Origin of the sequence: Arthrobacter celericrescens (assembly GCF_003614925.1) — a bacterium.
Taxonomy (GTDB): Bacteria; Actinomycetota; Actinomycetes; order Actinomycetales; family Micrococcaceae; genus Arthrobacter; species Arthrobacter celericrescens.
On the sequence record NZ_QYLP01000099.1, the window covers coordinates 76,856 to 102,427 of the forward strand.

A 25,572-nucleotide genomic window follows, 5' to 3' on the forward strand; every position below is an offset into this window, starting at 1 on the left:
CGTGGCAGCCCCTGCAACAGGTAGAATCAATCCTCGTGGCTCTTACTATTGGCATCGTCGGACTGCCCAACGTCGGCAAATCAACCCTCTTCAACGCACTGACCCGCAACCAGGTCCTCGCGGCGAACTACCCGTTCGCAACGATCGAACCGAATGTCGGCGTCGTGAGCCTGCCCGATCCCCGGCTCCAGCAGCTCGCCGATATCTTCGGCTCGCAGCGGCTCCTGCCGGCCACCGTGTCCTTCGTGGACATCGCAGGCATCGTCAAGGGTGCATCCGAAGGCGAAGGCCTGGGCAACCAGTTCCTGGCCAACATCCGCGAGGCCGAAGCGATCGCCCAGGTGGTTCGGGTATTCGACGATCCCGATGTCATCCACGTCGACGGCAAGGTGGATCCGCGTTCCGACATGGAGACGATCAACACCGAACTGATCCTGGCCGATCTGCAGACCATTGAGAAGGCCATCCCGCGGATCGAAAAAGAAGTCAAGATCAAGAAGCGGGACGCCGCGGAACTGGCAGCGGTCAAGGCGGCGCAGGCGGTACTGGAACGCGGCGACACCGTCTTCTCTTCCATCAAGAGCGACAAGCTCGAGATGGAGCACCTCAAGGAGCTCGGCCTGCTGACGGCCAAGCCCTTCATCTACGTCTTCAACGCGGACGAAGGCATCCTCGGCAGCACGGAGAAGCAGGATGAACTGCGTGCCCTCGTTGCGCCGGCGGACTGCATCTTCCTCGACGCGAAGCTGGAGTCCGACCTCGTGGAGCTTTCCGAGGAAGAGGCCCGCGAAATGCTGGAAATGAACGGCCAGGAAGAGTCCGGCCTGGACCAGCTGGCCCGCGTCGGATTCCACACCCTCGGCCTGCAGACTTACCTCACCGCCGGCCCGAAGGAAACCCGCGCCTGGACCATCCACCAGGGTGACACCGCTCCGCAGGCCGCCGGCGTGATCCACAGCGACTTCCAGCGTGGCTTCATCAAGGCCGAAGTCGTCTCCTTCGACGACCTCATCGACGCCGGTTCGATGTCCGAAGCAAAGTCGCGCGGCAAGGTCCGCATCGAAGGCAAGGAATACGTCATGGCCGACGGCGACGTGGTGGAGTTCCGCTTCAACGTCTAGGTCCGTTCGGCTGCTGCATGAAAACGCCCGGGATGCTTCGCGCATCCCGGGCGTTTCTGCATCTGCCCTCAGCCCTCACCACCGGCCGGCGACATCCTGGCTCAGGATGCCGGGCCAGGTTTCGACGTCGTCCGGGGTGCGGGCGACCGTCAGTGTTGCTTGCGGGAGCAGGGTGGCAAGGGATTCCGCGGTTGACAGCGGGTGGCCTGGATCATCGATCCACGCCAGGATCGTCGTCGGCACGTCGATTCGGGCGACGGCCTCAGCAGCAGGCAGATCGCTGGATGCCGCGCCGCGGAACAAGGACGGCAAGATGGCGTCGGCAACATCCGGCACCGTCTCCGGCGCACCAAGTGTGGCCGGCGGCGGGGTCGCTCCGCGGGTGGCAGCAAGGAATGCCTCGACCCCCACAGATTCGATAAGCCCGGCGGCAGCCCGGTAGCTTCCAGCCTGTGCAGCCCGCGTTTCCCACGCCGTGGGCGGCACCATCAGCGTGAGCCCGGTAAAGCGGTCCGGCTCACGGGAGGCGGCGTGCAAAAGTGTCGCCGCACCCATGGAGGGACCCACCCCGTGGACGCTTTCGCCGGGGAACCAGTGATCGAGCAGCCGCAGGAGGTCTTCGGCCAGGCTTTGCCATTGATAGTCCTCGGGGACTTTCCGCCCCGTCGACCGGCCATGGCCGCGCGCGTCGTACCGCAGCAGCCGGGTTCCACTCAGCCCCCGGCCGAGGTCGAGGCTGAGCACGCGATCCCGCGCGCGGCTTGAAGTAAGGCCATGCAGTTGGACAACCGGGTGTCCACCTTCGTCGCTCAAAGCGACCGCGAGCTCGGCCCCGGGAACCTCGAAAGTGGGCATCAGGCCTCCTCTTTTCATGGCTGGCCGCATCACCTCGGGCGGCCGCGTTGAGTACTCAGATTAACCGGGGCGATAGGATACAGCCATGCGCCTGACCAACGTCACGCACCTGCGACTACCGTTCGGACGACTTTGGGGCTACGACGTCAGTGTGTCTGCGCCCAAGCGACGGCTTCCAGTCTCGTTTGACCAGCGGCTCCATGTGGGGGCTGGCGAACGCCCGGGCTCCTGGATGGCATTGTCTTTCCGGCTGCCCACCCCAACCGGTCGTGAGTCAATTGCCGATGGCTGGCTGGCCGTCGTCGCCCGTCATGGCACACTGCGGACCGCATTCGTGCCCGGTGCGGACGGTGAGCCGGAGCTTCACGAAATCGGGATCGGTCCGGGAACCTGGGTGGAGCATCAGATCGCTCCCGGTCAGGCCGTCAATGACGCGGTGCGGGACGTCCTCGACGCCGCTTGTTCGCCTTACGCACAGCCCTCCCACCGGCTGTGCGTATTAGACACCGCTGCCGGACTTACCGTGGTGATTGCGGCCGACCACGCGCACGTCGATATGTGGTCCATGCTGGTGATCGCGCGCGACCTGTTGGCGGCGCTCGATGCAGGGAAGCCGGGCCGTGGACTGTTGCCCGGGCCAGTGCCGGCATTCGAAGAGCACACCCAAGCACTGCTGGATCGCAATACGGCGCCGGATTACGTCCGTCAGCGCTGGGAGGGCATCATCGGGGACAGCGGTGGCGTCATGCCGCGCTTCCCCCTGCCCTTGGGTGCGCCCGGCCCGCAGCGCGAGCGTGTCGAAGTGCGCGATGTATTCGATCTCGACGACGGTGCCGCCTTTGCGGCGCAGGCTCGCGACGACGGTGTCTCGACGCTCGCACTCGCTGTTGTCGCGATGACCGCAGTGACCCGTGAGTTGGCGGGAACCCCGCTACGGGCGGTCTTTCCCGTGCACAGCCGCTTCGACAGCAACTGGCATGACTCAGTCGGTTGGTTCATAACCAATTCGGTACTTGAGTCGGGAGTCGCAGAGCCGCGCGCTGCGGCCGCCGCGGTAAAGGAAGCTGTGCAGCTTGGCTCGTGGCCGCTCGCTGACGTGCTCGCTCCATGGGGCGGGATGCCCGTGGCTCCTGGCATGTTCGCGATCTCCTGGCTGGATCTGCGCAGGCTGCCGGTGCGAATCGACTCCGTCGGACTGGACGCCCAATATGTGGGCGCGGCAATCGACACCGACGGCGTGATGCTTTGGTTCATCCTGGACGAGTCCGGTCTGCATTTGAGATGCCGCTATCCCGACACTGTTGAGGCTCGAGCAAACGTCGGTGGCTGGCTCGATCTGCTGGTCGCTCGTTTGCAGGCAAGTGCGCGATCCTCGGTTCGGGGGCTGTTGCGGGTGTCGGGCAGGACCTTCAGGCTGGAGCGGGCGACTCGCGATGACGTTGCAGCCATCGCCGCGCTGCTCGCAGATGACGAGTTCGGACCCGACCGTGAGTGCGTCGAGCTCGAACGATACGAGGCTGCCTACAACATGGTTGTGCGCGACCGTTCCAACTATCTGGGAGTTGTACGCAATGGCGCCGATCGCATCGTTGGCACGATGCAGCTGACGATCATTCCGGGTCTTTCCCGGGGCGGTTCTTCCCGACTGCAGGTCGAGGGACTGCGGGTTTCCGCCACGGAACGTTCACGTGGCCTGGGCACCGCAATGCTTGAGTGGGCACACGATTTCGGGCGTGCGCGTGGGGCGCAACTGGCGCAGGTGACCACCGACGAGGCGCGTGAACGGGCCCGGGCCTTCTACACCCGGCTCGGATATCGGACTGCCCACGTAGGCTTGAAGCGGAACATCTAGGGGCCTTCACTGGGAGGTTATCCACATACACGAATGCGGCGGTTTCACGCTGCCCGCAGTCCGGCAATGCTTGGCGAATGGGAATCAGATACTACGCATATGCATTCGACGGAGACGTGACCGAGCAGGTGCTTGCCGACCCCCGCAAGGTTCTGTCAGAAGACCCGCTCGCCGATGCCTGGGGGCTTGAGCCCGGCGCTCGCCTTAGCTACGTGACCGGAGAACAGCGGGTCCCCGAGCGGGACATGCTGTACCTCGACAAGGCCTGGCGGCATTTGCAGCATGTCGCGGCACCCGGGGAAACGGACGCGGAAGCCCGCCCTGCCTACCGCATGTTCGAAGGCGAGGTGGTGATGAAGGGCCTGGGCTGGGAACCCTGGATCCGGGCGTTAACACCGTCGGAGCTTCCGGCCATCGCGCGGGACCTTGGCGGCATCACCGAATCGGACGTGGAGCACCGGCTGCGGTGCATACGGTATTTCGGTGAGGGAGTTGAGGGGGAGGTCAGCTATGCGCTGGGGTACCTGCGGACAGCACAGACCTTCGCCGTAGGCCTGGCAGCCGAGGGCCGCGGAATGGTCTACATGATCGGGTAAACGGCAAGTGACTGCCGTGCTTCCGCGCGCCAGCCAGCCCTCAGGGTCGAAATAGGTACCCGTATGAAATGGAAATGAAGCAACTGTTGCAGTTCGATAAACATCCGGTTCTGAGAGGGCACTTTCGTTCCAAAGCCCACCATCGAAGACTAGGCTTCTGAGCATGTGAGACGGGACACAGCTGCTCTCTGGGTATCGTCCTGTCCGCCGGGGTCAACAACGCCGGCTTTCCACACTAATAAGAGGAGGCGGAATGCGTTTCGGACGTATTTCCCAAGCGGTGGGGGTCCTGGCAATCGCCACGCTCGCACTTAGCGCCTGCGCCGGAAACACCGGCAGCCCCAGCCCTACGTCTGGCGGGGCGCAAGAAGGCGGAACCATCGGTGTTGCCGAAACCAACGGTTTCAGCAGCTTCAACTCTGGTACGGCGGACGGTAACTCCGACGTCAACGGCCACATCGGGTACGCCACCCACTCGAACTTCCTGTACATCGACGACAAACTGAATATCGTCAAGAACGAGAAGTTCGGCAAGTACGAAAAGCTCTCCGACGATCCGCTGACGGTCAAGTACACCGTCAACGAGGGCGTTAAGTGGTCCGATGGGACGCAGGTCAGTGCGGCAGACTTGCTGCTGACCTGGGCCTCCGGTTCCGCGTACTACGATGACTCGAACGCTGAGAAGAAGACCGGCACCACCTACTTCCTCACGGCGGCCGACACTTCCGGGCTGAACCTGACGGACTTCCCGGAAATCGGCGAGGATAACCGAAGCATCACCTTGAAGTACTCCAAGCCTTTCGCCGACTGGGAACTCGCTCTGGGATTTGCGGGTAACGGCGGTATCGACATTCCTGCGCACGTAGTCGCGCAGAAGGCTGGCCTGAAGGATGCCCAGGCGCTCGTGGACCTCTTCAAGAGCGTCAAGCGTGGTGACCCGGCAGCACCCAAGCCGGTCAACGCACAGCTGAAGAAGGTTGCGGACTTCTGGAGCACCGGCTTCGATTCCAAGACCCTGCCCTCGGACCCGAACCTGTTCCTCTCCAACGGCCCCTACATCGTCAAGGACGTCGTCGCCGAGCAGTCCCTGACCCTCGTCCGGAACAAGGACTACAACTGGGGTCCCACTCCGCACGCTGACGAAATCGTGGTCCGCACCATCGGCAGCGCCCCGGCCCAGGTCCAGGCACTGAAGAACGGCGAAGTTGACATCATCAACCCGCAGGCTTCGGCGGACACGGTGGAACAGATCAAGGCCCTCGACGGCGTGCAGCTCCTCCAGGGCAAGCAGCTCTCATACGACCACCTCGACCTGAACTACTCCGGTCCGTTCGCGGACAAGGATGTGCGTACCGCGTTCATGCTGACCGTGCCGCGCAAGGACATCGTCGACAAGATCATCAAGAAGATCGACCCGGAGGCAACCCCGCTGGACTCGCAGATCTTCGTTCCGGCGCAGGCTGCCTACGCTGATTCGGTCAAGAACAACGGTTCCTCCGAGTACCAGGACGTCAACGTCGACAAGGCCAAGCAGCTCCTTGCCGGCAAGACCCCGACGATCCGCATCATGTACAACAAGGACAACCCGAACCGTGTTGACGCTTTCTCGCTGATCCGCGAATCCGCCACCAAGGCCGGCTTCAAGATCGTCGACGGCGGCCTCGGCAAGGCTGACTGGAGTGCACACCTGGGTGACGGCTCCTACGACGCAACCATCTTCGGCTGGATCAACTCGGGCGTCGGCGTCACCGGCACCCCGCAGATCTTCAAGACCGGAGGCGGTTCCAACTTCAACGGACTGTCGTCCCCGGACGCGGACAAGCTGATGGATGAACTGATCATCACCACGGACAAGGCAAAGCAGGATGAGCTCCAGACCAAGATCGATGCCGCGATCTGGTCCACCAGCTACGGTCTGCCGCTGTTCCAGTCTCCCGACGTGAAGGCATACTCGGACCAGATCTCGGGTGTGACCGCCATGCCGAACCAGACAGGTGTCTGGTGGAACGTTTGGGACTGGGCACGTAAGTAGGCCCGCTCCTTAGAAATCCACATGCAGCAGGCGCCGGGACCGCGAAACATGGTCCCGGCGCTTTCTGCCAAGAAAGCAGTACAGTGGCGGCCTCCAGCAAAACGAAGGCCAGTCCACCGGTTACTGCGTCAGGCCAGGGTCAACCCCGGGCCGGATACAGAGGTTCATACACAACATGCTGAGCTACGTCGTAAGGCGACTGGCAACCGCCGCTCTCATTCTTCTCGGGGCATCGTTCCTGGTGTATCTCCTGACAGCGTCGTCAGGTGATCCGCTGGCCGACCTCCGTGCCAGCAATGCCCCCAACAGGCAACAACTCATGGACGCGCGCAGCCAGTTGCTCGACCTGGACACGCCCGCCCCGCTGCGCTACTTCAAATGGCTGGGAGGGGCTGCCCAATGCCTCGTTCCCTTCGCCGGCACCTGTGACCTCGGCAAGAGCGTCACCGGTCAACCCATCACCGAAGCCCTGGGCATCGCTCTTGTCCAGACTTTGACGCTGGTCACCGGCGCCACGGTGCTTGCCATCCTCATCGGCATCACGCTGGGCATCGTGACCGCCCTCCGCCAGTACAGCGCCCTGGACTACGGCGTGACCTTCATGGCTTTCCTGTTCTTCTCCCTCCCCATTTTCTGGGTTGCAGTCCTGTTGAAGGAGTTCGGGGCCATCGGCTTCAACAACTTCCTGCGCAACCCGGTCATACCCCTGCCCGTGTCCTTGGGCACGGGGATCGTGCTCGGAGTCGTCGTCGCAGTGGCCGCCGGCGGCGAAATCAAGCGGAGGCTGATCTCCGGTGGCGTGGTGTTCGCCCTGGTTACCGCCGTGATGGTGTACTTTTCTGCAACCCTGTGGTTCAAGAACCCCGGCCTCGGACCCGTCGTGATCGGCATTGCGGGCGTGGGCATGGCCTTCGCGGTGACCACACTGGTTTCCGGCCTGAAGAACCGCAAAGCCCTTCAGGCATCCTTGATCGTCGCTGGCCTAGGCGTGGTTTCATGGTTCGTTATCCAGCCGCTCCTGGCCCAGGCCACCGGGCTGATGATCTTCCTGCTGGCGATCGCGACTGTGCTGGTCGGCGTCGGTGTCGGCTACCTCATGGGTGGTTACGACCGCGGCCAGTCCATGCGCGCCGCGGGCATCACCGCGTTCCTGGTGGGTGGCTTGGTAGCGCTGGACCGCTTCATGCAGGCCTGGCCTACCTACTTCAACAACAGCAGGGTCCGCGGCCGTCCCATCGCCACCATCGGTGCAGGCACCCCCAACCTGCAGGGTGACTACTGGGTTTTGACCATTGATACCTTCACCCACCTGATCCTCCCGACGGTGGCGCTGATCCTCGTATCCCTTGCCAGCTACACTCGGTTCACCCGCTCCTCAATGCTGGAAATCATGAACATGGACTACATCCGGACCGCCCGGGCCAAGGGCCTGTCCGAACGGTCCGTGATCATGGGACACGCCTTCCGCAACGCCCTGATCCCGCTCGCTACCATCGTGGCCTTCGACATCGGCGCCCTCATCGGTGGCGCCGTCATCACCGAGTCAGTCTTCTCGGTCCACGGCATGGGCTTCCTGTTCCTGGACGGCATCACCCATATCGACCCCAACCCGGTGATGGGCGTATTCCTGTGCGTGGCCGTCACCGCCATGGTGTTCAACCTGATTGCGGACCTGGCGTACTCCGCACTCGACCCGCGCGTAAGGATCAAAGCATGAGCCAGCCAACCCAAGAGGAAGTCGCCCTGGCCCAGCAGGTCCAGCACGAAACCGTTCCCGGACCGGGCGCCGAATACCAGGGCCTCAGTCAGGGACAGATCGTCCGCAAGCGTTTCTTCGGCCACACCGGTGCCCTGATAGGCCTGGCCGCTTTCGCGCTGATCTTCATCATGGCCTTCACCTCGGTGGGCTTCGCCGGCATCCCCGGCTGGTGGAAGTACAACCACGTGGACGTTTCGCCGTTGGTCAACGACGGCGTGCCCTCCGCGTCCCTGTGGCCGCTGGCCTGGGGCGAGCACCCGTTCGGCCAGGACCGCATCGGACGCGACCTGTTCGCAATGACGATGCGCGGTGCGCAGCAGTCGATCATCATCATGGTGATCATCGGATCCATCGCCGGCCTGATCGGTGCCGTAGTGGGCGGACTCGCCGGGTACTTCCGCGGCTGGGTCGAGGCCATCCTCATGCGCCTCACCGATGTCATTATCATCATCCCGGTGCTTCTGCTCGCCGCGGTCGTCGCGCAGATGGCCGGCCGGCGTGACGCGGACAGCTGGTTCGCCGGCTTCGCTGCAAGCAACGGCGTCGTGGTCCTCGGCATCTTCCTGGGCCTCGTCAGCTGGGTGGGCCTGGCCCGCCTGGTCCGCGGCGAATTCCTGACGCTGCGCGAACGCGAGTTCGTGGATGCAGCCCGGATCTCCGGTGCGACCAATGCCAGGATCATCTTCAAGCACATCCTGCCCAACGCCGTCGGTGTCCTCATCGTGAACATTACCCTCACGATGTCCGCGGCCATCCTGCTGGAAACCGCACTGAGCTACCTGGGCGTGGGCGTCAAGTCGCCGGACACGTCATTGGGCCTGCTTATCTCGCAGAACCAGGAAGCCTTCTCCACCCGCCCTTGGCTGTTCTGGTTCCCGGGCCTGTTCATCGTGGCGATTTGCCTGAGCATCAACTTCATCGGTGACGGCCTGCGTGACGCCTTCGATCCGCGGCAGAAGAAGTTCCGCGCCAAGAGTGCCACGGACTCGGGCCGTCATTCGAGCGAGACGGCACCGGCGTCGCCCGCAGCATCCGGCCCCGCTGCAGCGGACTCCAAGGAAAGCTGAGCGCCGGCCTGTGAAGCCAACGACTGTGAAGCCAACGACCGTGAAGCCAATGACTGTGAAGTTACAGAACGAAGACCGCCCAGGCGCCCGCGGCCAACAGCACCAAGGTGACCGCAATCCGCGGCCAGGAGAAAGCCACAGTGACCTGGGTAGTGTCCGCGCGTCCGGCCTCGATCCGTCCCGCCTCAACCAGCTGTTCCCAGCGGGAGCGCACCATGAGCGCGGCCGCGCCGGAATCGGTGTTCCGGAGGTCGCCGGGGCGGACCGACTGTCCCGGGCCGTAGCTGCCTCCCGGAAGGCCTCTGAGGTGCTCGGGGCGGGCGTTGCGGCCGCCCCAGATTCCCGGAGCCGGCGCAGCCCAGGCAGCGTATTTGCCGTGCGGGGTCACCAAGGTCAGGGCGTACCGGGTGTCCACTGTGGCGAGCGCCTCCCAGGGGACGGTGATGGTGCGGTAGGGATTCTCCAGCGTCACCCCGGTGTCGCGTACGACGACGGCGGGTCGCCAGAAGAGCAGCCAGCCCATGTACGCGATGAACAGCAGGGGAGCGGTGCCCGGCAAACCGGCCGGTCCCGCGGCAGCGAGAGTGGCGGCAATTCCGATGGCCGCCGTGCCCCAGCAGATTCCGGCGAACACCCGGCTGCTGCGCGCTGTGAAGATTTCGGCATTTCCGGCATGGGACTCTCGGCTCATGCCCCCAATGATTCAGGATTCCGGGCCGCTGCACTAATCACCATGCGGCGTCCTGCCCGGCTGGAAGGGAAGACCCAGAACAATGACTGACAACTCCGGGGCAATCCCCTTGGAAACAGATACGGACAAGACGGCTCCCGGAGCGAAGGTCCTCGAAGTCCGGGACCTCAGCGTCGACTTCGGCGTGGAGAAGAAATGGGTTCCCGCGGCCATCGGCCTGAACTACGAGGTCAGGGCGGGCGAGGTGCTGGCGATCGTCGGCGAGTCCGGCTCGGGCAAGAGCGCTAGTTCCATGGCGCTGCTGGGCCTGCTGCCGAGCAACAGCCGCGTACGGGGCAGCGTGAAGCTTTCCGGGCGGGAACTGATCGGCCCCGACGCCGGAAGGATCCGCGAAGTGCGCGGCAAGGACGTCGCCGTGATCTTCCAGGAACCCATGACGGCGCTGAACCCGGTGTACACCGTGGGCGCGCAGATCGTGGAAACCCTCCGGCTCCACAACGCGATCTCGCCGGACGAAGCCAAGGAACGGGCCCTGCACATGCTGGACCTCGTCGAACTCCCGGACCCGGAGAAGGCCTTCAAGTCCTATCCGCACCAGCTGTCCGGCGGCCAGCGCCAGCGTGCCATGATCGCTCAGTCCTTGTCCTGCGATCCGAAGCTGCTGATTGCCGATGAGCCCACCACGGCGCTGGATGTCACGGTCCAGGCCGAGATCCTGGACCTCATGCGGCACCTTCGCAACAAGCTGGACAGTGCCATCATCCTGATCACCCACGACATGGGTGTGGTGGCGGACCTTGCGGACCGGATCGCCGTCATGCGCAGGGGTGTGATCGTGGAAACCGGCACCGCCCAGCAGATCTTCAGCAACCCGCAGCACGAGTACACCCAGGCCCTCCTGGCGGCCGTTCCCCACCTCGGACAAGGTGCCGACAGCGCCGATGTGGACGTTACGGCCGCGCTGGCCGCGGCCACCCACTCCGAGCTTGAGTCGGTGGACCCTGAGGAACTGGCGCGCCGCGAACGGGAGAACGAGGAGGCGCTCAAGGTCGCCGCCGCCGAAGAGACGAAGCGGAAGGGCGAACCGGTCCTCGAACTGACGGACGTTGCCATCGAGTACCCCAAACAGGGCCGGGTCCCGGCATTCCGCGCCGTTGAGGGCGCAAACCTGGTGATCTATCCAGGCGAGGTGCTGGGCCTGGTGGGGGAGTCGGGCTCGGGCAAGACCACCATCGGCCGGGCCGCCGTCGGGCTCCTTCCGGTTGCGGAAGGCACCATGCGGGTGGTCGGGCAGGACATCTCTGCCGCGAAACGCAACGGCAAGCAACTGCACCGGATCCGCCGGGACATCGGCATGGTGTTCCAGGATCCGTCGTCGTCCCTGAACCCGAGGCTTCCGATCGGCGAAAGCATCGGGGAACCGATGTTCCTGGCCGGCGTCGCCAAGGGCGCTGCACTGCAGGGCCGGATCGAGAAGCTCCTCGACCAGGTGGAACTGCCGCGCAGCTACCGCAACCGCTACCCGCATGAACTCTCCGGCGGCCAGAAGCAGCGCGTGGGCATCGCCCGGGCGCTGTCCCTTCAGCCCAAGCTCATGGTCGCTGACGAGCCGACCTCGGCCCTCGACGTTTCGGTCCAGGCCAAGGTGCTCGAGCTCTTCCAAGGGCTGCAGCGCGAACTCGGTTTCGCCTGCCTCTTCGTCACCCACGACCTCGCCGTGGTCGATGTGCTCGCCGACCGGATCTGCGTGATGCAGAGGGGCCGGATCGTGGAGCAGGGCACCCGCGACCAGATTCTCCGCAACCCCCAGGAGGCCTACACCCAGCGGCTGCTTGCCGCCGTTCCGCTCCCCGATCCTGAGAAGCAGCGCGAACGCCGCGAACTGCGCGCCCAGCTTCTCGCGGCGGGTATCGAATAAGGCTCTGATCAGCGAAAACGTCCCGGCAGTGCATTGCGCTGCCGGGCACTTTCGCGTGCCCGGAGGCGGTCAATGCATGATCTGCGGGCCTTCGCAAGTCAATTCCATATTTCGGACGAAGTGTGGTTAGCATTACACCTGCATGTCGGTCAGGTCACAGGAGAAGCCTGTGCCCGGCCCCAGGGGGAATCACGAAATTCCCCTGTCTCACTGACTCCACTACCCATAGGAGGCGGAATGCGTTTCACGCGCACTTCCAAAGCTCTCGGCCTAGCGGCCATTGTCGCGCTAGCGGCTACCGGATGCGGCGGCGGCAACGGCGGTGGCAGCGGCCAGGCCGCCAGCGACCCCGGCAAGATCATCACCGCATACAGCAATGAACCCCAGAACCCGCTGCTCCCGGCAAACACCAACGAGGTGTATGGCGGCCGCGTGGTCGAGCTCCTGTTTGAAGGTCTCCGCGCCTACGATCCGAGCGGCAAGCCGGTCAACGCCCTGGCCGAGTCCATCGAGTCCCCGGACTCCCGGAACTGGACCATCAAGCTCAAGCCGGGCGCCAAGTTCACCAACGGCGAGGCAATCACTGCCAAGACCTTCGTTGACTCCTGGAACTTCGCGGCACTGAGCAGCAACCTGCAGAACAACGGCTTCTTCTTCGAATCGATCGACGGCTACGCCGACGTCAGCGCGGTCAAGGAATCCAAGGGCGCGGACGGCAAGACCACCAGCACCCCGGCGCCGAAGGCCCAGACCATGTCCGGCCTCGTGGCCAAGGACGATTCCACCATCACGGTCAAGCTCACCCAGCCCGAAGCCGACTGGTCCCTGCGCCTTGGCTACTCGGCCTTCTACCCGCTTCCTTCCGAGGCCATGAAGGACCCCAAGAAGTTCGGCGAGAACCCCATCGGCAACGGCCCGTACAAGTTCGCCAAGGACGGCGCATGGGTCCACGACCAGTCCATTTCGCTGGTCAAGAACCCGGACTACAACGGCCCCCGCACCGCCAAGAACGGCGGCGTGACGTTCAAGTTCTACACCGATCCGGGCCCCGCCTACACGGACCTGCAGGGCGACAACCTTGACGTGAGCGACGTCGTTCCGTCCAACGCGCTGAAGACCTACACCACGGACTTCCCGGACCGGAACTCCACCAAGCCGAACGCCAACAACGCCACCCTGAACATCCCGGGCTACAACCCGAACTTCCAGGGCGAGGCAGGAAAGCTCCGCCGCCAGGCCCTGTCCTACGCGATCAACCGCGAGGAAATCACCAAGGTCATCTACAACGGCACGCGCACCCCGGCCAAGGACTTCACCGCTCCGCTCCTGGAGGGCTACTCGGACTCCATCCCGGGCAGCGAGGTCCTGACGTTCGATCCGGCCAAGGCCAAGGACCTGTGGGCCCAGGCCGAGAAGATCAAGCCCTACGACGGCTCCAAGCCGCTGCAGATTGCCTCCAACACCGATGGCGGCAACAAGGAATGGATCGAAGCCGTCGCCAACGGCTTCAAGAACAACCTCGGCATCAACGCCGAAATCCAGCCCTTCGCGAAGTTCGCCGAGGTGCTCAACCTGCGCAAGTCCCAGAAGCTGCCCGGCCTGACCCGCGCCGGCTGGCAGGGTGACTACCCGTCGCTCTACAACTTCCTCGGTCCCGTCTGGGCAACCGGTGCATCCTCCAACTACGAGAAGTACTCGAACCCCGAGTTCGACAAGCTGCTCAAGGAGGGCCTGGCAGCCAAGACCCCGGATGAGGCGAGCACCAAGTTCAACAAGGCCCAGGAGATCCTCTTCAAGGACCTGCCCGGCCTGCCGCTCTGGTACCGGGCCACCCCGATCGTGTGGAGCAACAACGTCGTGAAGGCCGAGACCGGCTGGAACGGCGGCGTCCTCTACTACAACATCGAGGCCAAGTAACCCCAGGCATCTGAACTTGCCCCCAGGCGCGGGGGTCCGGCCACAAGCCGGGCCCCCGTCTGCCTGCTGCGCAGGAAGGCATTCCATGACACTCCACCGCATCGGAAGGAGGAGCCAGCCGTGATCCGGTACATCATCCGACGCCTCCTCCAGGTGATCCCCGTTTTCCTGGGAACCACCCTCCTCGTCTACTACATGGTCTTCGCTCTCCCCGGAGACCCCATAGCGGCCCTCTTCGGAGACCGCCAGCCCCCGCAAAGCGTCATCGACGCGCTGCGGAACCAGTACAACCTCGACCAGCCCTTCTGGGTCCAGTACGGGCTCTTCCTGAAGAACCTCTTCACCTTCAACCTCGGCGTCGACTTCACCCAGCAGCCCATCGCGGCAACGCTCGCCCGGATCTTCCCGGTCACCGCGATGCTCGCGATCGAAGCCCTCATCATCCAGGCCGTGTTCGGCGTCCTCTTCGGCGTCTTCGCCGGCCTGCGCAAAGGCAAGCTCTTCGACTCCACCGTCCTGGTGGCGTCGCTCGTCGTCATCGCCGTTCCCACCTTCGTGCTCGGCTTCGTCTTCCAGCTGGTCTTCGGCGTCCAGCTCGGTTGGGCCAAGCCCACGGTCGGTGCCAGCGCGAACTGGGGCAACCTGATCCTGCCCGCCGTCGTGCTCGGCCTGGTGTCCTTCGCCTACGTGCTCCGCCTGACCCGGACCTCCGTCATCGAGAACATGAACGCCGACTACGTCCGGACCGCCACCGCCAAGGGCCTGTCCCGGCCGCGCGTCGTCCTGGCACACATCCTGCGCAACTCCATGATTCCGGTGGTCACCTACCTGGGCGCCAACCTCGGCGGCCTGATGGGCGGCGCCATCGTCACGGAGGGCATCTTCAACGTGCCAGGCGTCGGCAACAAGCTCTACCAGGCCGTCCAGCGCGGCGAAGGCCCCACCGTGGTTGCCATCGTGAGCGTGCTGGTCCTGGTATTCGTCGTCGCCAACCTGCTCGTTGACCTCCTGTACGCCTGGCTCGACCCGAGGATCCGTTATGAGTAACACCAAGCACTTCGTGGCCCCCGTGGAGGACACCCCGCTGCGGGCCACCGATTCCCTGCGGACCGACCAGGCGCCCCTGAGCCTGTGGGCGGACGCCTGGCGCAAGCTCCGCCGTCGTCCGATGTTCATCATCTCCTCGCTGATGATCCTCTTCCTGCTGTTCGTCGCCTTCTTCCCCGGAGTCTTCACGGGCGTCGATCCGAACAACAACTGCCAGCTCTCCAACTCCGAAGCCGGCCCCACCGCCGGGCACCCCTTCGGATTCACCCTCCAGGGCTGCGACGTCTACGCCCGCGTCATCCATGGAACCCAGGCTTCCCTGTCCGTGGGTGTGCTGTCGGTGCTGTGCGTGCTCGTGATCGGCGTGACGCTCGGTGCGCTCGCCGGCTACTACGGGGGCTGGCTGGATGCCGTGCTCGCCCGCCTGGGCGACATCTTCTTCGCCCTGCCCCTCGTCCTCGGCGCCCTGGTCATCACCCAGCTGCCGCTGTTCCGCGAGAACAAGAGCGTCTGGACCGTAGTGTTCGTGATCTCGATGCTTGCCTGGCCGCAGATGGCCCGCATCACACGGGGCGCGGTCATCGAGGTCCGCAACGCCGACTTCGTGACGGCGGCCCGTTCCCTGGGCGTCTCCCGTTTCGGTGCCCTGGTGCGCCACGTGCTGCCGAACGCGCTCGCGCCGGTGATCGTGCTCGCCACGCTGGAACTCGGCGTGTTCATCGTCGCGGAGGCAACCCTGTCCTTCCTAGGCATCGGCCTGCCCACGAGCGTCATGTCCTGGGGCAATGACATCTCGGCGGCAAATGCCTCCATCCGCACCAACCCGTCGATCCTGCTTTACCCGGCAGGTGCCCTGTCCATCACCGTCCTGAGCTTCATCATGCTCGGCGACGCCGTCCGCGATGCTCTTGATCCCAAGAGCCGCCAGCGCTAGGGAGGCGAAAAGATGAGTACCGTCAAGATCGAGGAAACCCCGGTCCAGGACCGGCCGATCCTTGAAATCAAGGACCTCGCCATCACCTTCACCACCGGTGCCGGCGAGTTCAAGGCCGTCAAGAACGCCCACCTGAGCATCATGCCGGGCGAAACCGTCGCCATCGTGGGGGAGTCCGGTTCCGGGAAGTCGACGACGGCGCTCGCCGCCATCGGCCTGCTGCCCGGCAACGGCCGGGTCACCGGAGGACAGATCCTGCTCGACGGCGAAGACATCGCCCATGCGTCCGAGAAGCGCATGATCGAACTGCGCGGCAGCCACATCGGCATGGTCCCGCAGGACCCGATGTCCAACCTCAACCCGGTGTGGAAGATCGGCTACCAGGTGCGGGAGACGCTCAAGGCGAACGGCCGCCCCGACGGTCCCGACGACGTCGCCCGCGTCCTCGCTGAAGCGGGACTGCCTGACGCCCGCCGGCGTGCTCGGCAGTACCCGCACGAGTTCTCCGGCGGCATGCGCCAGCGCGCCCTGATCGCGATCGGCCTGAGCTGTGCGCCGAAACTGCTGATCGCCGACGAGCCGACGTCCGCCCTGGACGTCACCGTGCAGCGCAGGATCCTGGACCACTTGGACAAGATGACCACGGAGCTGGGCACCTCGGTGCTGCTCATCACCCACGACCTCGGCCTGGCCGCCGAGCGTGCGGACAAAGTCGTGGTCATGTACCAGGGCAACGTGGTCGAGGCCGGGCCGTCGCTGGATTTGCTCCGCGACCCGCAGCACCCGTACACCAGGCGGCTGGTTGAGTCCGCGCCGTCCCTGGCCTCCCGCCGCATCCAGTCCGCGAAGGAGCAGGGCATCGAGGCCGGTGACCTGCTGGCTCCGGCAGCCACGGGCCGTGGCCGGGACGATGTCCTGCAGGTCCGGAACCTCCGCAAGGTCTACAAGCTGCGCCAGGGCCTGGGGCAGAGTACCGACTTCGCCGCCGTGGACGACGTCAGCTTCAGCGTGAAGCGGGGCACCACCACCGCGATCGTGGGCGAGTCCGGTTCGGGAAAGTCCACCGTGGCGAAGATGGTCCTCCAGTTGGAGAGCCCCACCGAAGGGCAGATCATCTTCGACGGCGTGGACACCGCGGGGCTCAAAGGCAAGGAGCTCTTCACGTTCCGCCGGCGGGTGCAGCCGATCTTCCAGGACCCCTACGGTTCACTCGACCCGATGTACAACATCTACCGCACCATCGAGGAGCCCCTGCGGATCCACAAGATCGGGGACGCGGCCAGCCGGGAGAAGAAGGTCCGTGAACTCCTCGACCAGGTGGCCCTGCCGCAGGGCACCATGCAGCGCTACCCGAACGAGCTCTCGGGCGGCCAGCGCCAGCGGGTGGCCATCGCCCGGGCGCTCGCCCTGGACCCCGAGGTGATCATCTGCGACGAGGCCGTGTCCGCGCTGGACGTCCTCGTCCAGGCACAGGTCCTCAACCTGCTCACGGAACTGCAGTCGGAGCTGGGCCTGACTTACCTGTTCATCACCCATGACCTCGCCGTGGTGCGCCAGATCGCGGACCACGTCTGCGTCATGGAAAAGGGCAAGCTGGTCGAAACCGGCACCACGGACGACGTCTTCGACGCGCCGCAGCAGGACTACACCCGGGCCCTGTTGAACGCCATTCCCGGGGCGAGCCTCCTGCTCCCGCCCGCCGTGGCGTAGCACCGCTTTCCGCCTGACGCACGACGGCGACCTCCCGCCTCAAGGGCGGAAGGTCGCCGTCGTACGTTATTCCAGTGTGTTTGTTGCGGGACCGGACTTCCGGATTTCAGGACTCCGGGTCGTCGGCCGCCAGGCCGAGTTCGGAAAGCCGTCGGGTGAGGACCGCCGCGAGTTTCCGGTGCCCCGGGGCTGCCAGGTGGATGCCGTCCACAAGGTCCCCGGCGACGTCGTAGCGGGTGACCCAGTCGCCGACGCTGATGAACGGGACATCGGCATTGTCGGCGATCCGGCCAAGCAGGGCATCGACTTCCGCGCGCCTGCCGCCGCCGTTGGCGGCACCGCGGGACAGCGTGCCGATCATCAGCAGGCGGCTGCCGGGGTAGCGGCTCCGCAGGGCCGAGAGCAGCCGGTCGGCGTTCTCGGTGATCCGGGCGTCGTCGGCGCCCTGGCGCACGTCGTTGCCTCCGCCCTGCACCACGATGAGGGGCGGGGTGCCGTAGGGGAGCAGCCAGTCACCGTTCTGCAGGGCGTCGATGTAATTGCCGGTGCTGCCGTTGTGTGCGACGAAGCCTGTTCCGCTCTTGCCCGCGTAGAACACGGTGTAGCCGACGGCGGCGAGGGCGCTCCGGGGCCAGGAGCCTTCCGGCTCGGACTGGGAGTCGCCGATGAGCACGGCGGTGTGGCGGATGTCGGCCAGGACCACCTCGTCGCGGTTGTTGCGCGGGTTCCGGAACACGGAGCCCGGCGGAAGGCTCGCCGGATCCGGTTCGGACAGCCCCGCCTGCGGTTTGGGGGCGGCGACAGGCTGGCCGGATGCGGCAACGGGGACGGTGGTTCGTTTGCTTGTTGCCGTGGCCTCGCTTCCGGGCGGCTGTGTACATCCGGAGCAGACCAAGGCGAGGGCAAGGAGGGGGGCAGCGCCGAGAAGGGCGGCGCGTCGGGTTCGCATTGGGGTTCTCCTGGCGGCTTGCTGCGATCTTCATTGCAATGCTGGGGCATCGGGATCCCAAAAGACAGGGCCCGCGTATTTCTGTTCTGCAACAAACCGAGGCGGAGGGTTGTGATGGCGGACACTTTTGGCCCGGAAGGCAGCTTGCCGTTAGGCCAACCCTTGCCGCAGCATTTAGAATTTAGGGAGGTGCCCTGTGCAAAGGGTCTGATTGTCGTGCGTTCCGTCCCTGGAAATGGCGCGATACCACAGCTGACTTCACCACTGAATCGAGCCATCACGCATGTCTGAAACCACCACCCAAACTGCCGCGAACACTGCCTCGCGCAGTGATCTCCGCAACGTAGCGATTGTGGCCCACGTTGACCACGGCAAGACCACTTTGGTCGATGCCATGCTCAAGCAGACCAACTCCTTCGCAGCGCACGGCGAGGTTGAAGACCGGGTCATGGACTCCGGCGACCTGGAACGCGAAAAGGGCATCACCATCCTCGCCAAGAACACCACGGTTGCCTACAACGGCCCGTCGTCCAACGGCGAAACCATCACCATCAACGTGATCGACACCCCCGGCCACGCCGACTTCGGCGGCGAGGTGGAGCGCGGCCTGTCCATGGTTGACGGCGTCGTGCTGCTGGTGGACTCCTCCGAAGGTCCGCTCCCGCAGACCCGCTTCGTGCTCCGCAAGGCCCTCGCCGCTCACCTGCCGGTGATCCTGCTGGTCAACAAGACCGACCGCCCGGACGCCCGCATCGACGAGGTTGTCCACGAGTCCATGGACCTGCTCCTGGGCCTGGCCTCCGACCTGGCCGACGAGGTCCCGGACCTGGACCTGGACAAGGTCCTGGAAGTTCCCGTGGTCTACGCCGCCGCCAAGGTGGGCCGCGCGTCCCTCGAACAGCCCGCTGACGGTTCCGCACCGGACAACGAAGACCTCGAGCCGCTGTTCAAGACCATCATCGAGCACATCCCCGCTCCGAAGTACAACCCCGAGGGTGTCCTGCAGGCACACGTCACCAACCTTGACGCCTCGCCGTTCCTCGGCCGCCTTGCCCTGCTCCGGATCTACAACGGCACGCTGCGCAAGGGCCAGCAGGTTGCCTGGGCCCGCCAGAACGGCGAGCTGAAGACCGTGAAGATCACCGAACTCCTGGCCACCAAGGCACTGGATCGCGTGCCGGCAGAATCCGCAGGTCCGGGCGAGATCGTCGCCGTCGCCGGCATCGAGGACATCACCATCGGTGAAACCCTCACCGACGTCGAGAACCCGCAGCCGCTGCCGCTGATCACGGTGGACGACCCCGCGATCTCCATGACGATCGGTATCAACACCTCGCCGCTGGCCGGCAAGGTCAAGGGTGCCAAGGTCACGGCCCGCCAGGTCAAGGACCGCCTCGACAAGGAACTGATTGGTAACGTCTCCATCAAGGTCCTTCCCACCGAGCGTCCGGACGCCTGGGAAGTCCAGGGCCGTGGCGAGCTCGCCCTGGCCATCCTCGTGGAGCAGATGCGCCGCGAAGGCTTCGAGCTGACCGTGGGCAAGCCGCAGGTGGTCACCCGGACCATCGACGGCAAGGTCCACGAGCCGATGGAGCACATGACCATCGACGTGCCCGAGGAATACCTTGGCGCCGTCACGCAGCTCATGGCCGCGCGCAAGGGCCGCATGACGAACATGGCCAACCACGGTACCGGCTGGTGCCGCATGGAGTTCATCGTCCCCGCCCGTGGCCTGATCGGTTTCCGCACCAAGTTCCTCACCGACACCCGCGGCGCAGGCATCGCCTCCTCCATCGCCGAGGGCTACGAGCCGTGGGCCGGCCCCATCGAGTACCGCACCAACGGTTCGATGGTTGCCGACCGCGCGGGCGTCGTGACCCCGTTCGCCATGATCAACCTGCAGGAACGCGGATCCTTCTTCGTCAAGCCCACGTCCGAGGTCTACGAAGGCATGATCGTGGGCGAGAACTCCCGCGCCGACGACATGGACGTCAACATCACCAAGGAAAAGAAGCTCACCAACATGCGTGCCGCTTCCTCGGACTCCTTCGAGAACCTGACCCCGCCGCGCGAGCTGACCCTCGAAGAGTCCCTCGAGTTCGCCCGCGAAGACGAGTGCGTCGAGGTCACCCCCGAGGACATCCGCATCCGCAAGGTCATCCTGGACTCCAACGAGCGTGCCAAGGCTGCCCGCGCCCGCGCCAAGGCCTAAGGGCCCGGCAGCAGTCCGGTTTAAGCAATGAGAAAGAGGGTCACCGGAGCGTTCCGCGGCATCGCCGCAGCGCTTCCGGTGGCCCTTTTTGCTGCCCTCGCCGGCACCGCGCTGCACCGGCAAGCGGTGCTGCTGGCCGGCGTCGAACTCTATTGGGGACCGGTGGCCGCGCTGCTGCTGCTCGCGGCGCTGGAACTGCTGCTGGCGGGAAGCTACCGGTCCTTGATCCCGACGGCGGTGGCCGGCGTCGCCTGCTACGTCCTGGTGGGCGTGCTCGCCGCGGCCGGGCCCGGGAAACAGCTGATACTGGCCGACGTTCCGGGCAACCTGTGGGTGTACGGGATCGCCGGCGTCACCCTGGTGATGCTGATGGTGGGGCGGGTGTTTGCGCGCCGGCGCTGATACCTCCAGGCCGGACATGTCCTGCCCCGGAGACCAGGATTGGACATCTCACTAACATGTCCAATCGTCATGGCGTTGGCCGGACATGTCCTTCGCGTCCTTCGCGGCGGACCGGCCAAGGAGGGACATGTCCACCCTTTGATGCCGAGGCAGCGCATGTGCTTATCCACATACGCCCGCCGGGGACTTCCGAGCTCTTTGGCTGCGCGGAAGCATGGCTTCATGGTCAACATCAGTGACGTGCTATCCGTTTACGGAGGTGTAGCGCGCGCCAAGCACCTTTCCATGGCCGGCATTTCGAACCGTCAGATCCAGGCGGCTCTGACCGGCGGACAAGTGTCCAGGATTGCGCGTGGTGTCTACGCGTCGCACGGCGCCAACCCAACACTGCGTGCCATCCGCGCGCTCCCGGCTGAGCCCGCTTGCGTTTCGGCAGCGGAGCTTGCCGGGCTGTGGGTCCTACGGACTCCGGGCGAACCCCACATCGCAGTGCCGCACAGCCGGAGGTACCCGGGATTTCATTGCCACAGGACTCCGTCCCCGCCGACGTTGCTGGATTCGGTGGTCCTGGCCATGGGTTGCCTGCCAGAGCCGGAGGGTCTGGTCATCGTTGAATCGGCCGTCGCCCTCAAGCGGCTGTCGCTGACCGCCATCAGGGCAGGGTTCCATGTGGAGTCCCAGGTGAACGTTCCTGGTATGGGGCACCTTGAACTCATGGTCGATGGAAGGCTTGGCATCGAGGCGGACGGCGCGGAATTCCACATGGACAAACAGAGTTTCGAAGAAGACCGAAGACGCTGGAACATCACAACACGGCTTGGAATTCCAACCCTTGCGGTCAGAACCTTGCGCATTTCCCTGTTATGTCCAGGCCTCCTCGCGAAAAGCGGACATGTCCGTGCGGGCGGGGCCACGTCAGCGCGCACTCCTCCTCGGCGGGGGCGGCGGCACGGCCTTGGCCGCCACCACCAGGTCCAGGGGGATCTCGACGTCGGACTGCCGGGTGCGGATGGTGCAGGAACCGGCGGCGGAGGCGAGCAGGTAACCGAGTGCGTCCGTGAAGCCTCCTTCGATCCGGTAACGCACCACCACGCGTGTTCCTTCAGCGGCGGTCAAGAGGAAATCCTGGGGACGGGACGGGTTCACCAGTTCATAGTAGGACGCCCGGCTAGGTTCGTGCGTCGGGCTTGTTGGATAATAGGCTCAGAATTCAACAGGTCCGGCGGACAAGGCCGGATGCACCATCCGGGCACCTGCCTGGAGCAACTCTGGAGAGGCAAGGGACGTGACTTACGTAATCGCGCAGCCGTGTGTGGACGTCAAGGACAAGGCATGCATCGAAGAATGCCCGGTCGACTGCATCTACGAAGGCGAGCGGTCCCTCTACATCCACCCGGACGAATGCGTTGACTGCGGCGCCTGCGAGCCCGTGTGCCCGGTGGAGGCCATCTACTACGAGGACGACACCCCGGAAGAGTGGGCCGATTACTACAAGGCCAACGTCGAGTTCTTCGACGACCTCGGCTCGCCCGGCGGTGCCGCCAAGATCGGCAACACCGGCAAGGACCACCCCTTCATCGCCGCCCTGCCCCCGCAGAACCAGGACCACTAGGACCGGGTGCCCCTTTGATCTCCGCGGCGCCGTCCTTCGGCCTTGACCTGCCCGATTACCCGTGGGAAGCCATGGCCCCGTACCTGGCCAAGGCTTCGGAACATCCGGGCGGTGTAGTCAACCTGTCCATTGGGACTCCCGTCGACCCGACGCCCCAGCTGGTCAGGGACGCCCTGGCGGCGGCTTCGGACTCGCACGGGTATCCGACGGTCCACGGCACCGAAGCCCTGCGCCAGGCGGTGTCCGCGTGGTTCGCTACCCGCCGCGGAGTGCCGGGCCTCGACCCCAAGGATGTCCTGCCGACCATCGGTTCCAAGGAACTTGTGGCCTGGTTGCCGTTCCTGCTGGGGCTGCGTCCCGGCGACGTCGTGGTGCGGCCCACGGTCGCGTACCCGACCTATGACATCGGCGCCACCCTCGCCGGTGCCACCGCCGTCGCCGCGGACGATCTTGACGAGCTCGACGCCGCGACCCGCGCCAAAGTGCGCCTGGTCTGGGTCAACTCGCCCGGCAACCCCACCGGAAGCGTCCGCGACGCTGCGTCCTTGAAGGCGATCGTGGAGCAGGCCCGCCAGGTGGGGGCCGTGGTGGCTTCCGACGAATGCTACGCCGAGCTCGGCTGGGGGGAGTGGGACGCCCAGCGTGGCGGCGAAGCGGTGCCCAGCATCCTGGACCCCCGCGTCAGCGGCGGCTCCAATGACGGACTCCTCAGCGTCTACTCGCTGAGCAAGCAGTCCAACCTTGCCGGCTACCGTGCCGCGTTCGTGGCGGGGGATTCGGCCATCGTGGCCAACCTGGTCAACAGCCGCAAGCACGCGGGCATGATTGTGCCCTACCCGGTGCAGGAAGCCATGCGCGTGGTATTGGGCGACGCCGGGCACGTCCTGGCGCAGAAGGACCTCTACCGTTCCCGCCGGGAACGGCTGCTGCCCGCGCTTGAAGGATTCGGCCTGCAGATCCACGAGTCAAAGGCGGGCCTATACCTCTGGGCAACCGCGGGCGAAGCCACTTGGGACACGGTGCAACGCTTCGCGGAACTCGGCATCGTCGTCGGCCCCGGCGTCTTCTACGGCGACGCCGGAAACGGTTTCGTCCGGGTGGCACTGACCGGTTCGGACGAGCGGATCGACGCCGCGGTGGAGCGCCTGGGCGCCAGCGGCTGAGCCCGCCCCGCCCGCGCTGTGAGCTGCGGCACATTCAGCGGCTTCGGCGCGGTAACCGGGCTTCCCGGATTAGTTCCTCCCGGGCGCTGGGGGTAGCTTATTACTGACTATTGATGGTGGCTTTCGAAGGAAAGCAGTCCAATCGCCCGGACCACAACCGGCGGGATGCGCCCGGTCGGGCGCCACCGGAAGTTGGTTGGATCAAGCTTTCTACGGAGGCCAAGAGCCTCATGAAGGGGACTCCATGACTGAGACCACCAGCGCCACCCTGCGCCACGCCGGCGGCGAACTCGAACTCCCGCGGATCAAAGTTGTCGAGGGGAACGAGGGCTACGACGTTTCGAAGCTGCTGAAGCAGACGGGCGCCGTCACCTACGACCCCGGCTTCATGAACACCGCCGCCACGACCTCGGCGATCACCTACATCGACGGCGATGCCGGCGTCCTGCGCTACCGCGGATACCCGATCGAGCAGCTCGCGGAACACTCCAGCTTCCTCGAGGTGTCCTACCTGCTGATCTACGGCAACCTGCCGACCCCCACCGAACTGGAAGAGTTCGACCAGAAGATCCGCCGCCACACCCTGCTCCACGAAGACCTCAAGGGCTTCTTCGGCGGCTTCCCGCGCGACGCGCACCCGATGCCGGTGCTGTCCTCGGCCGTCTCTGCGCTGTCGACCTTCTACCAGGACTCCCTGGACCCGTTCAACCCGGACCACGTGGAAGTTTCCACCATCCGCCTCATGGCCAAGCTGCCGGTCATCGCCGCGTACGCGCACAAGAAGTCCATCGGCCAGCCCATGCTGTACCCGGACAACTCCATGAACCTCGTGGAGAACTTCCTGCGCCTGAGCTTCGGCCTGCCGGCAGAGCAGTACGAGCTGGACCCGATCATCGTCAAGGCCCTGGACCTGCTCCTCATCCTCCACGCGGACCACGAGCAGAACTGTTCCACCTCCACCGTGCGCCTGGTGGGTTCGGCCAACGCCAACCTCTTCGCATCGGTCTCCGCCGGCATCAACGCCCTCTTCGGCCCCGCCCACGGCGGCGCCAACGAGGCCGTGCTGAAGATGCTGCGCCAGATCCAGGCCGACGGCATCAAGCCCGAGGACTACATGGAGAAGGTCAAGAACAAGGAAGACGGCGTCCGCCTCATGGGCTTCGGACACCGCGTCTACAAGAACTACGACCCGCGCGCCAAGATCATCAAGGCCACCGCGCACGAGATCCTCGGCAAGCTCGGCGGCAACGACGAACTGCTGGACATCGCCATGCGCCTCGAAGAGAAGGCCCTGGCGGACGACTACTTCATCCAGCGCAAGCTCTACCCGAACGTCGACTTCTACACCGGCCTGATCTACAAGGCCATGGGCTTCCCGGAGAAGATGTTCACCGTGCTGTTCGCGATCGGCCGCCTGCCCGGCTGGATCGCCCAGTGGCGCGAAATGATCACCGACCCCGCCACGAAGATCGGCCGCCCGCGGCAGCTCTACACCGGGGAGCCGGAGCGCGACTACCCGGCCCTGTAGCCGGCGGCGCAAACAAACCCCAAACAAACACAGTACGACGGCGGCCGCCCACCTTTTCGAAGTGGGCGGCCGCTTTCGTTGTGCCTGGCGTCTTCCGGTATCAGGAAGCGTTGTAGCCGTGGGGGTTGTTTTTTTGCCAGCGCCAGTGGTCTTCGGTCATTTGGTCGATGGTTTTGGTGGTGGACCAGCCCAGGTCTGCCAGGGCGG

20 protein-coding genes and 1 pseudogene are annotated in these 25,572 nt (G+C 65.1%); 16 read left to right on the forward strand and 5 right to left on the reverse strand.

Annotated features, from left to right (window positions below; translation table 11 throughout):
- Positions 1-35: 35 nt before the first annotated feature.
- A complete protein-coding gene (gene ychF, locus D3654_RS18870) occupies positions 36-1,121 on the forward strand; it encodes a redox-regulated ATPase YchF (protein WP_074588433.1) in 1,086 nt (361 codons plus the stop codon).
- Positions 1,122-1,196: 75 nt separating this feature from the next.
- Here ychF and D3654_RS18875 read toward each other — a convergent pair whose 3' ends face one another.
- On the reverse strand, positions 1,197-1,976 hold the full coding sequence (locus D3654_RS18875; RefSeq protein WP_120522991.1) for an alpha/beta fold hydrolase: 780 nt from the start codon (positions 1,974-1,976) through the stop codon (positions 1,197-1,199).
- A gap of 85 nt (positions 1,977-2,061) precedes the next feature.
- On the opposite strand from D3654_RS18875, the gene D3654_RS18880 reads away from it, so the two are divergent.
- The 5 genes from D3654_RS18880 to D3654_RS18900 all read left to right on the forward strand — a co-directional run bounded on the left by D3654_RS18880 (position 2,062) and on the right by D3654_RS18900 (position 9,282).
- Entirely contained in the window at positions 2,062-3,828 is a 1,767-nt protein-coding gene (locus tag D3654_RS18880) for a GNAT family N-acetyltransferase (protein ID WP_120522992.1), read from the forward strand.
- 77 nt (positions 3,829-3,905) lie between these two features.
- Positions 3,906-4,424, forward strand: a complete 519-nt coding sequence (locus D3654_RS18885) for a DUF1877 domain-containing protein (protein WP_120522993.1) — start codon at positions 3,906-3,908, stop codon at positions 4,422-4,424.
- Positions 4,425-4,677: 253 nt separating this feature from the next.
- Positions 4,678-6,456: an ABC transporter family substrate-binding protein gene (locus D3654_RS18890; protein WP_120522994.1), complete on the forward strand. Its 1,779-nt coding sequence runs from the start codon at positions 4,678-4,680 to the stop codon at positions 6,454-6,456.
- Positions 6,457-6,631: 175 nt separating this feature from the next.
- On the forward strand, positions 6,632-8,173 hold the full coding sequence (locus D3654_RS18895) for an ABC transporter permease (RefSeq protein ID WP_120522995.1): 1,542 nt from the start codon (positions 6,632-6,634) through the stop codon (positions 8,171-8,173).
- Positions 8,170-9,282 carry an ABC transporter permease gene (locus D3654_RS18900; RefSeq protein WP_120522996.1) on the forward strand — a complete coding sequence of 371 codons (1,113 nt, stop codon included), beginning with the start codon at positions 8,170-8,172 and terminating at the stop codon, positions 9,280-9,282. The genes D3654_RS18895 and D3654_RS18900 overlap by 4 nt, the downstream gene beginning before the upstream one ends.
- Positions 9,283-9,343: 61 nt before the next feature.
- On the opposite strand, the gene D3654_RS18905 is transcribed toward D3654_RS18900, so the two are convergent.
- Positions 9,344-9,973, reverse strand: a complete 630-nt coding sequence (locus D3654_RS18905; protein WP_120522997.1) for a PH domain-containing protein — start codon at positions 9,971-9,973, stop codon at positions 9,344-9,346.
- Positions 9,974-10,055: 82 nt separating this feature from the next.
- On the opposite strand from D3654_RS18905, the gene D3654_RS18910 reads away from it, so the two are divergent.
- From D3654_RS18910 to D3654_RS18930, 5 genes are all read left to right on the forward strand, one after another.
- The gene (locus D3654_RS18910; RefSeq protein ID WP_162943797.1) at positions 10,056-11,891 is read left to right on the forward strand and encodes an ABC transporter ATP-binding protein; all 1,836 of its coding nucleotides are present in this window, start codon (positions 10,056-10,058) and stop codon (positions 11,889-11,891) included.
- 237 nt (positions 11,892-12,128) lie between these two features.
- The gene (locus D3654_RS18915) at positions 12,129-13,808 is read left to right on the forward strand and encodes a peptide ABC transporter substrate-binding protein (protein ID WP_120522998.1); all 1,680 of its coding nucleotides are present in this window, start codon (positions 12,129-12,131) and stop codon (positions 13,806-13,808) included.
- A 120-nt stretch (positions 13,809-13,928) separates the two neighbouring features.
- The gene (locus tag D3654_RS18920; protein WP_120522999.1) at positions 13,929-14,855 is read left to right on the forward strand and encodes an ABC transporter permease; all 927 of its coding nucleotides are present in this window, start codon (positions 13,929-13,931) and stop codon (positions 14,853-14,855) included.
- Positions 14,848-15,789: an ABC transporter permease gene (locus D3654_RS18925; RefSeq protein WP_120523000.1), complete on the forward strand. Its 942-nt coding sequence runs from the start codon at positions 14,848-14,850 to the stop codon at positions 15,787-15,789. Before D3654_RS18920 ends, D3654_RS18925 begins: the two co-directional genes overlap by 8 nt.
- A 12-nt stretch (positions 15,790-15,801) precedes the next feature.
- The gene (locus D3654_RS18930) at positions 15,802-17,499 is read left to right on the forward strand and encodes a dipeptide ABC transporter ATP-binding protein (protein WP_120523001.1); all 1,698 of its coding nucleotides are present in this window, start codon (positions 15,802-15,804) and stop codon (positions 17,497-17,499) included.
- A gap of 106 nt (positions 17,500-17,605) precedes the next feature.
- On the opposite strand, the gene D3654_RS18935 is transcribed toward D3654_RS18930, so the two are convergent.
- Positions 17,606-18,448 (reverse strand): SGNH/GDSL hydrolase family protein, encoded by an 843-nt coding sequence (locus D3654_RS18935; RefSeq protein WP_120523002.1) that lies wholly within the window; start codon positions 18,446-18,448, stop codon positions 17,606-17,608.
- A 283-nt stretch (positions 18,449-18,731) separates the two neighbouring features.
- Between D3654_RS18935 and typA the strand changes: the two genes are divergently transcribed.
- Positions 18,732-20,660 (forward strand): translational GTPase TypA, encoded by a 1,929-nt coding sequence (typA, locus tag D3654_RS18940; RefSeq protein WP_120523003.1) that lies wholly within the window; start codon positions 18,732-18,734, stop codon positions 20,658-20,660.
- 27 nt (positions 20,661-20,687) lie between these two features.
- Positions 20,688-21,062, forward strand: a complete 375-nt coding sequence (locus D3654_RS18945) for a hypothetical protein (protein WP_120523004.1) — start codon at positions 20,688-20,690, stop codon at positions 21,060-21,062.
- A 915-nt stretch (positions 21,063-21,977) separates the two neighbouring features.
- Here the strand turns inward: D3654_RS18945 and D3654_RS20590 are convergent.
- Positions 21,978-22,178, reverse strand: coding sequence for a putative acetyltransferase (locus tag D3654_RS20590; RefSeq protein WP_245413330.1), 201 nt, complete (start codon positions 22,176-22,178; stop codon positions 21,978-21,980).
- Between the two features lie 169 nt (positions 22,179-22,347).
- On the opposite strand from D3654_RS20590, the gene fdxA reads away from it, so the two are divergent.
- From fdxA to D3654_RS18960, 3 genes are all read left to right on the forward strand, one after another.
- The gene (gene fdxA, locus D3654_RS18950) at positions 22,348-22,674 is read left to right on the forward strand and encodes a ferredoxin (protein WP_018776555.1); all 327 of its coding nucleotides are present in this window, start codon (positions 22,348-22,350) and stop codon (positions 22,672-22,674) included.
- A gap of 14 nt (positions 22,675-22,688) precedes the next feature.
- Positions 22,689-23,837 carry a succinyldiaminopimelate transaminase gene (dapC, locus tag D3654_RS18955; protein WP_120523005.1) on the forward strand — a complete coding sequence of 383 codons (1,149 nt, stop codon included), beginning with the start codon at positions 22,689-22,691 and terminating at the stop codon, positions 23,835-23,837.
- A gap of 244 nt (positions 23,838-24,081) precedes the next feature.
- Positions 24,082-25,365, forward strand: a complete 1,284-nt coding sequence (locus D3654_RS18960) for a citrate synthase (RefSeq protein ID WP_120523006.1) — start codon at positions 24,082-24,084, stop codon at positions 25,363-25,365.
- Positions 25,366-25,465: 100 nt separating this feature from the next.
- Here the strand turns inward: D3654_RS18960 and D3654_RS20870 are convergent.
- Positions 25,466-25,572, reverse strand: a pseudogene (locus tag D3654_RS20870) (UDP-glucose 4-epimerase GalE); the annotation flags it as partial.

Coding starts and splice junctions, on each gene's coding strand:
- D3654_RS18875 (WP_120522991.1), bottom strand. CDS start 1,976: ATGCCCACTTTCGAGGTTCCCGGGGCCGAGCTCGCGGTCGCTTTGAGC.
- D3654_RS18880 (WP_120522992.1), top strand. CDS start 2,062: ATGCGCCTGACCAACGTCACGCACCTGCGACTACCGTTCGGACGACTT.
- D3654_RS18885 (WP_120522993.1), top strand. CDS start 3,906: ATGGGAATCAGATACTACGCATATGCATTCGACGGAGACGTGACCGAG.
- D3654_RS18890 (WP_120522994.1), top strand. CDS start 4,678: ATGCGTTTCGGACGTATTTCCCAAGCGGTGGGGGTCCTGGCAATCGCC.
- D3654_RS18895 (WP_120522995.1), top strand. CDS start 6,632: ATGCTGAGCTACGTCGTAAGGCGACTGGCAACCGCCGCTCTCATTCTT.
- D3654_RS18900 (WP_120522996.1), top strand. CDS start 8,170: ATGAGCCAGCCAACCCAAGAGGAAGTCGCCCTGGCCCAGCAGGTCCAG.
- D3654_RS18905 (WP_120522997.1), bottom strand. CDS start 9,973: ATGAGCCGAGAGTCCCATGCCGGAAATGCCGAAATCTTCACAGCGCGC.
- D3654_RS18910 (WP_162943797.1), top strand. CDS start 10,056: ATGACTGACAACTCCGGGGCAATCCCCTTGGAAACAGATACGGACAAG.
- D3654_RS18915 (WP_120522998.1), top strand. CDS start 12,129: ATGCGTTTCACGCGCACTTCCAAAGCTCTCGGCCTAGCGGCCATTGTC.
- D3654_RS18925 (WP_120523000.1), top strand. CDS start 14,848: ATGAGTAACACCAAGCACTTCGTGGCCCCCGTGGAGGACACCCCGCTG.
- D3654_RS18930 (WP_120523001.1), top strand. CDS start 15,802: ATGAGTACCGTCAAGATCGAGGAAACCCCGGTCCAGGACCGGCCGATC.
- D3654_RS18935 (WP_120523002.1), bottom strand. CDS start 18,448: ATGCGAACCCGACGCGCCGCCCTTCTCGGCGCTGCCCCCCTCCTTGCC.
- typA (WP_120523003.1), top strand. CDS start 18,732: ATGTCTGAAACCACCACCCAAACTGCCGCGAACACTGCCTCGCGCAGT.
- D3654_RS18945 (WP_120523004.1), top strand. CDS start 20,688: ATGAGAAAGAGGGTCACCGGAGCGTTCCGCGGCATCGCCGCAGCGCTT.
- D3654_RS18960 (WP_120523006.1), top strand. CDS start 24,082: ATGACTGAGACCACCAGCGCCACCCTGCGCCACGCCGGCGGCGAACTC.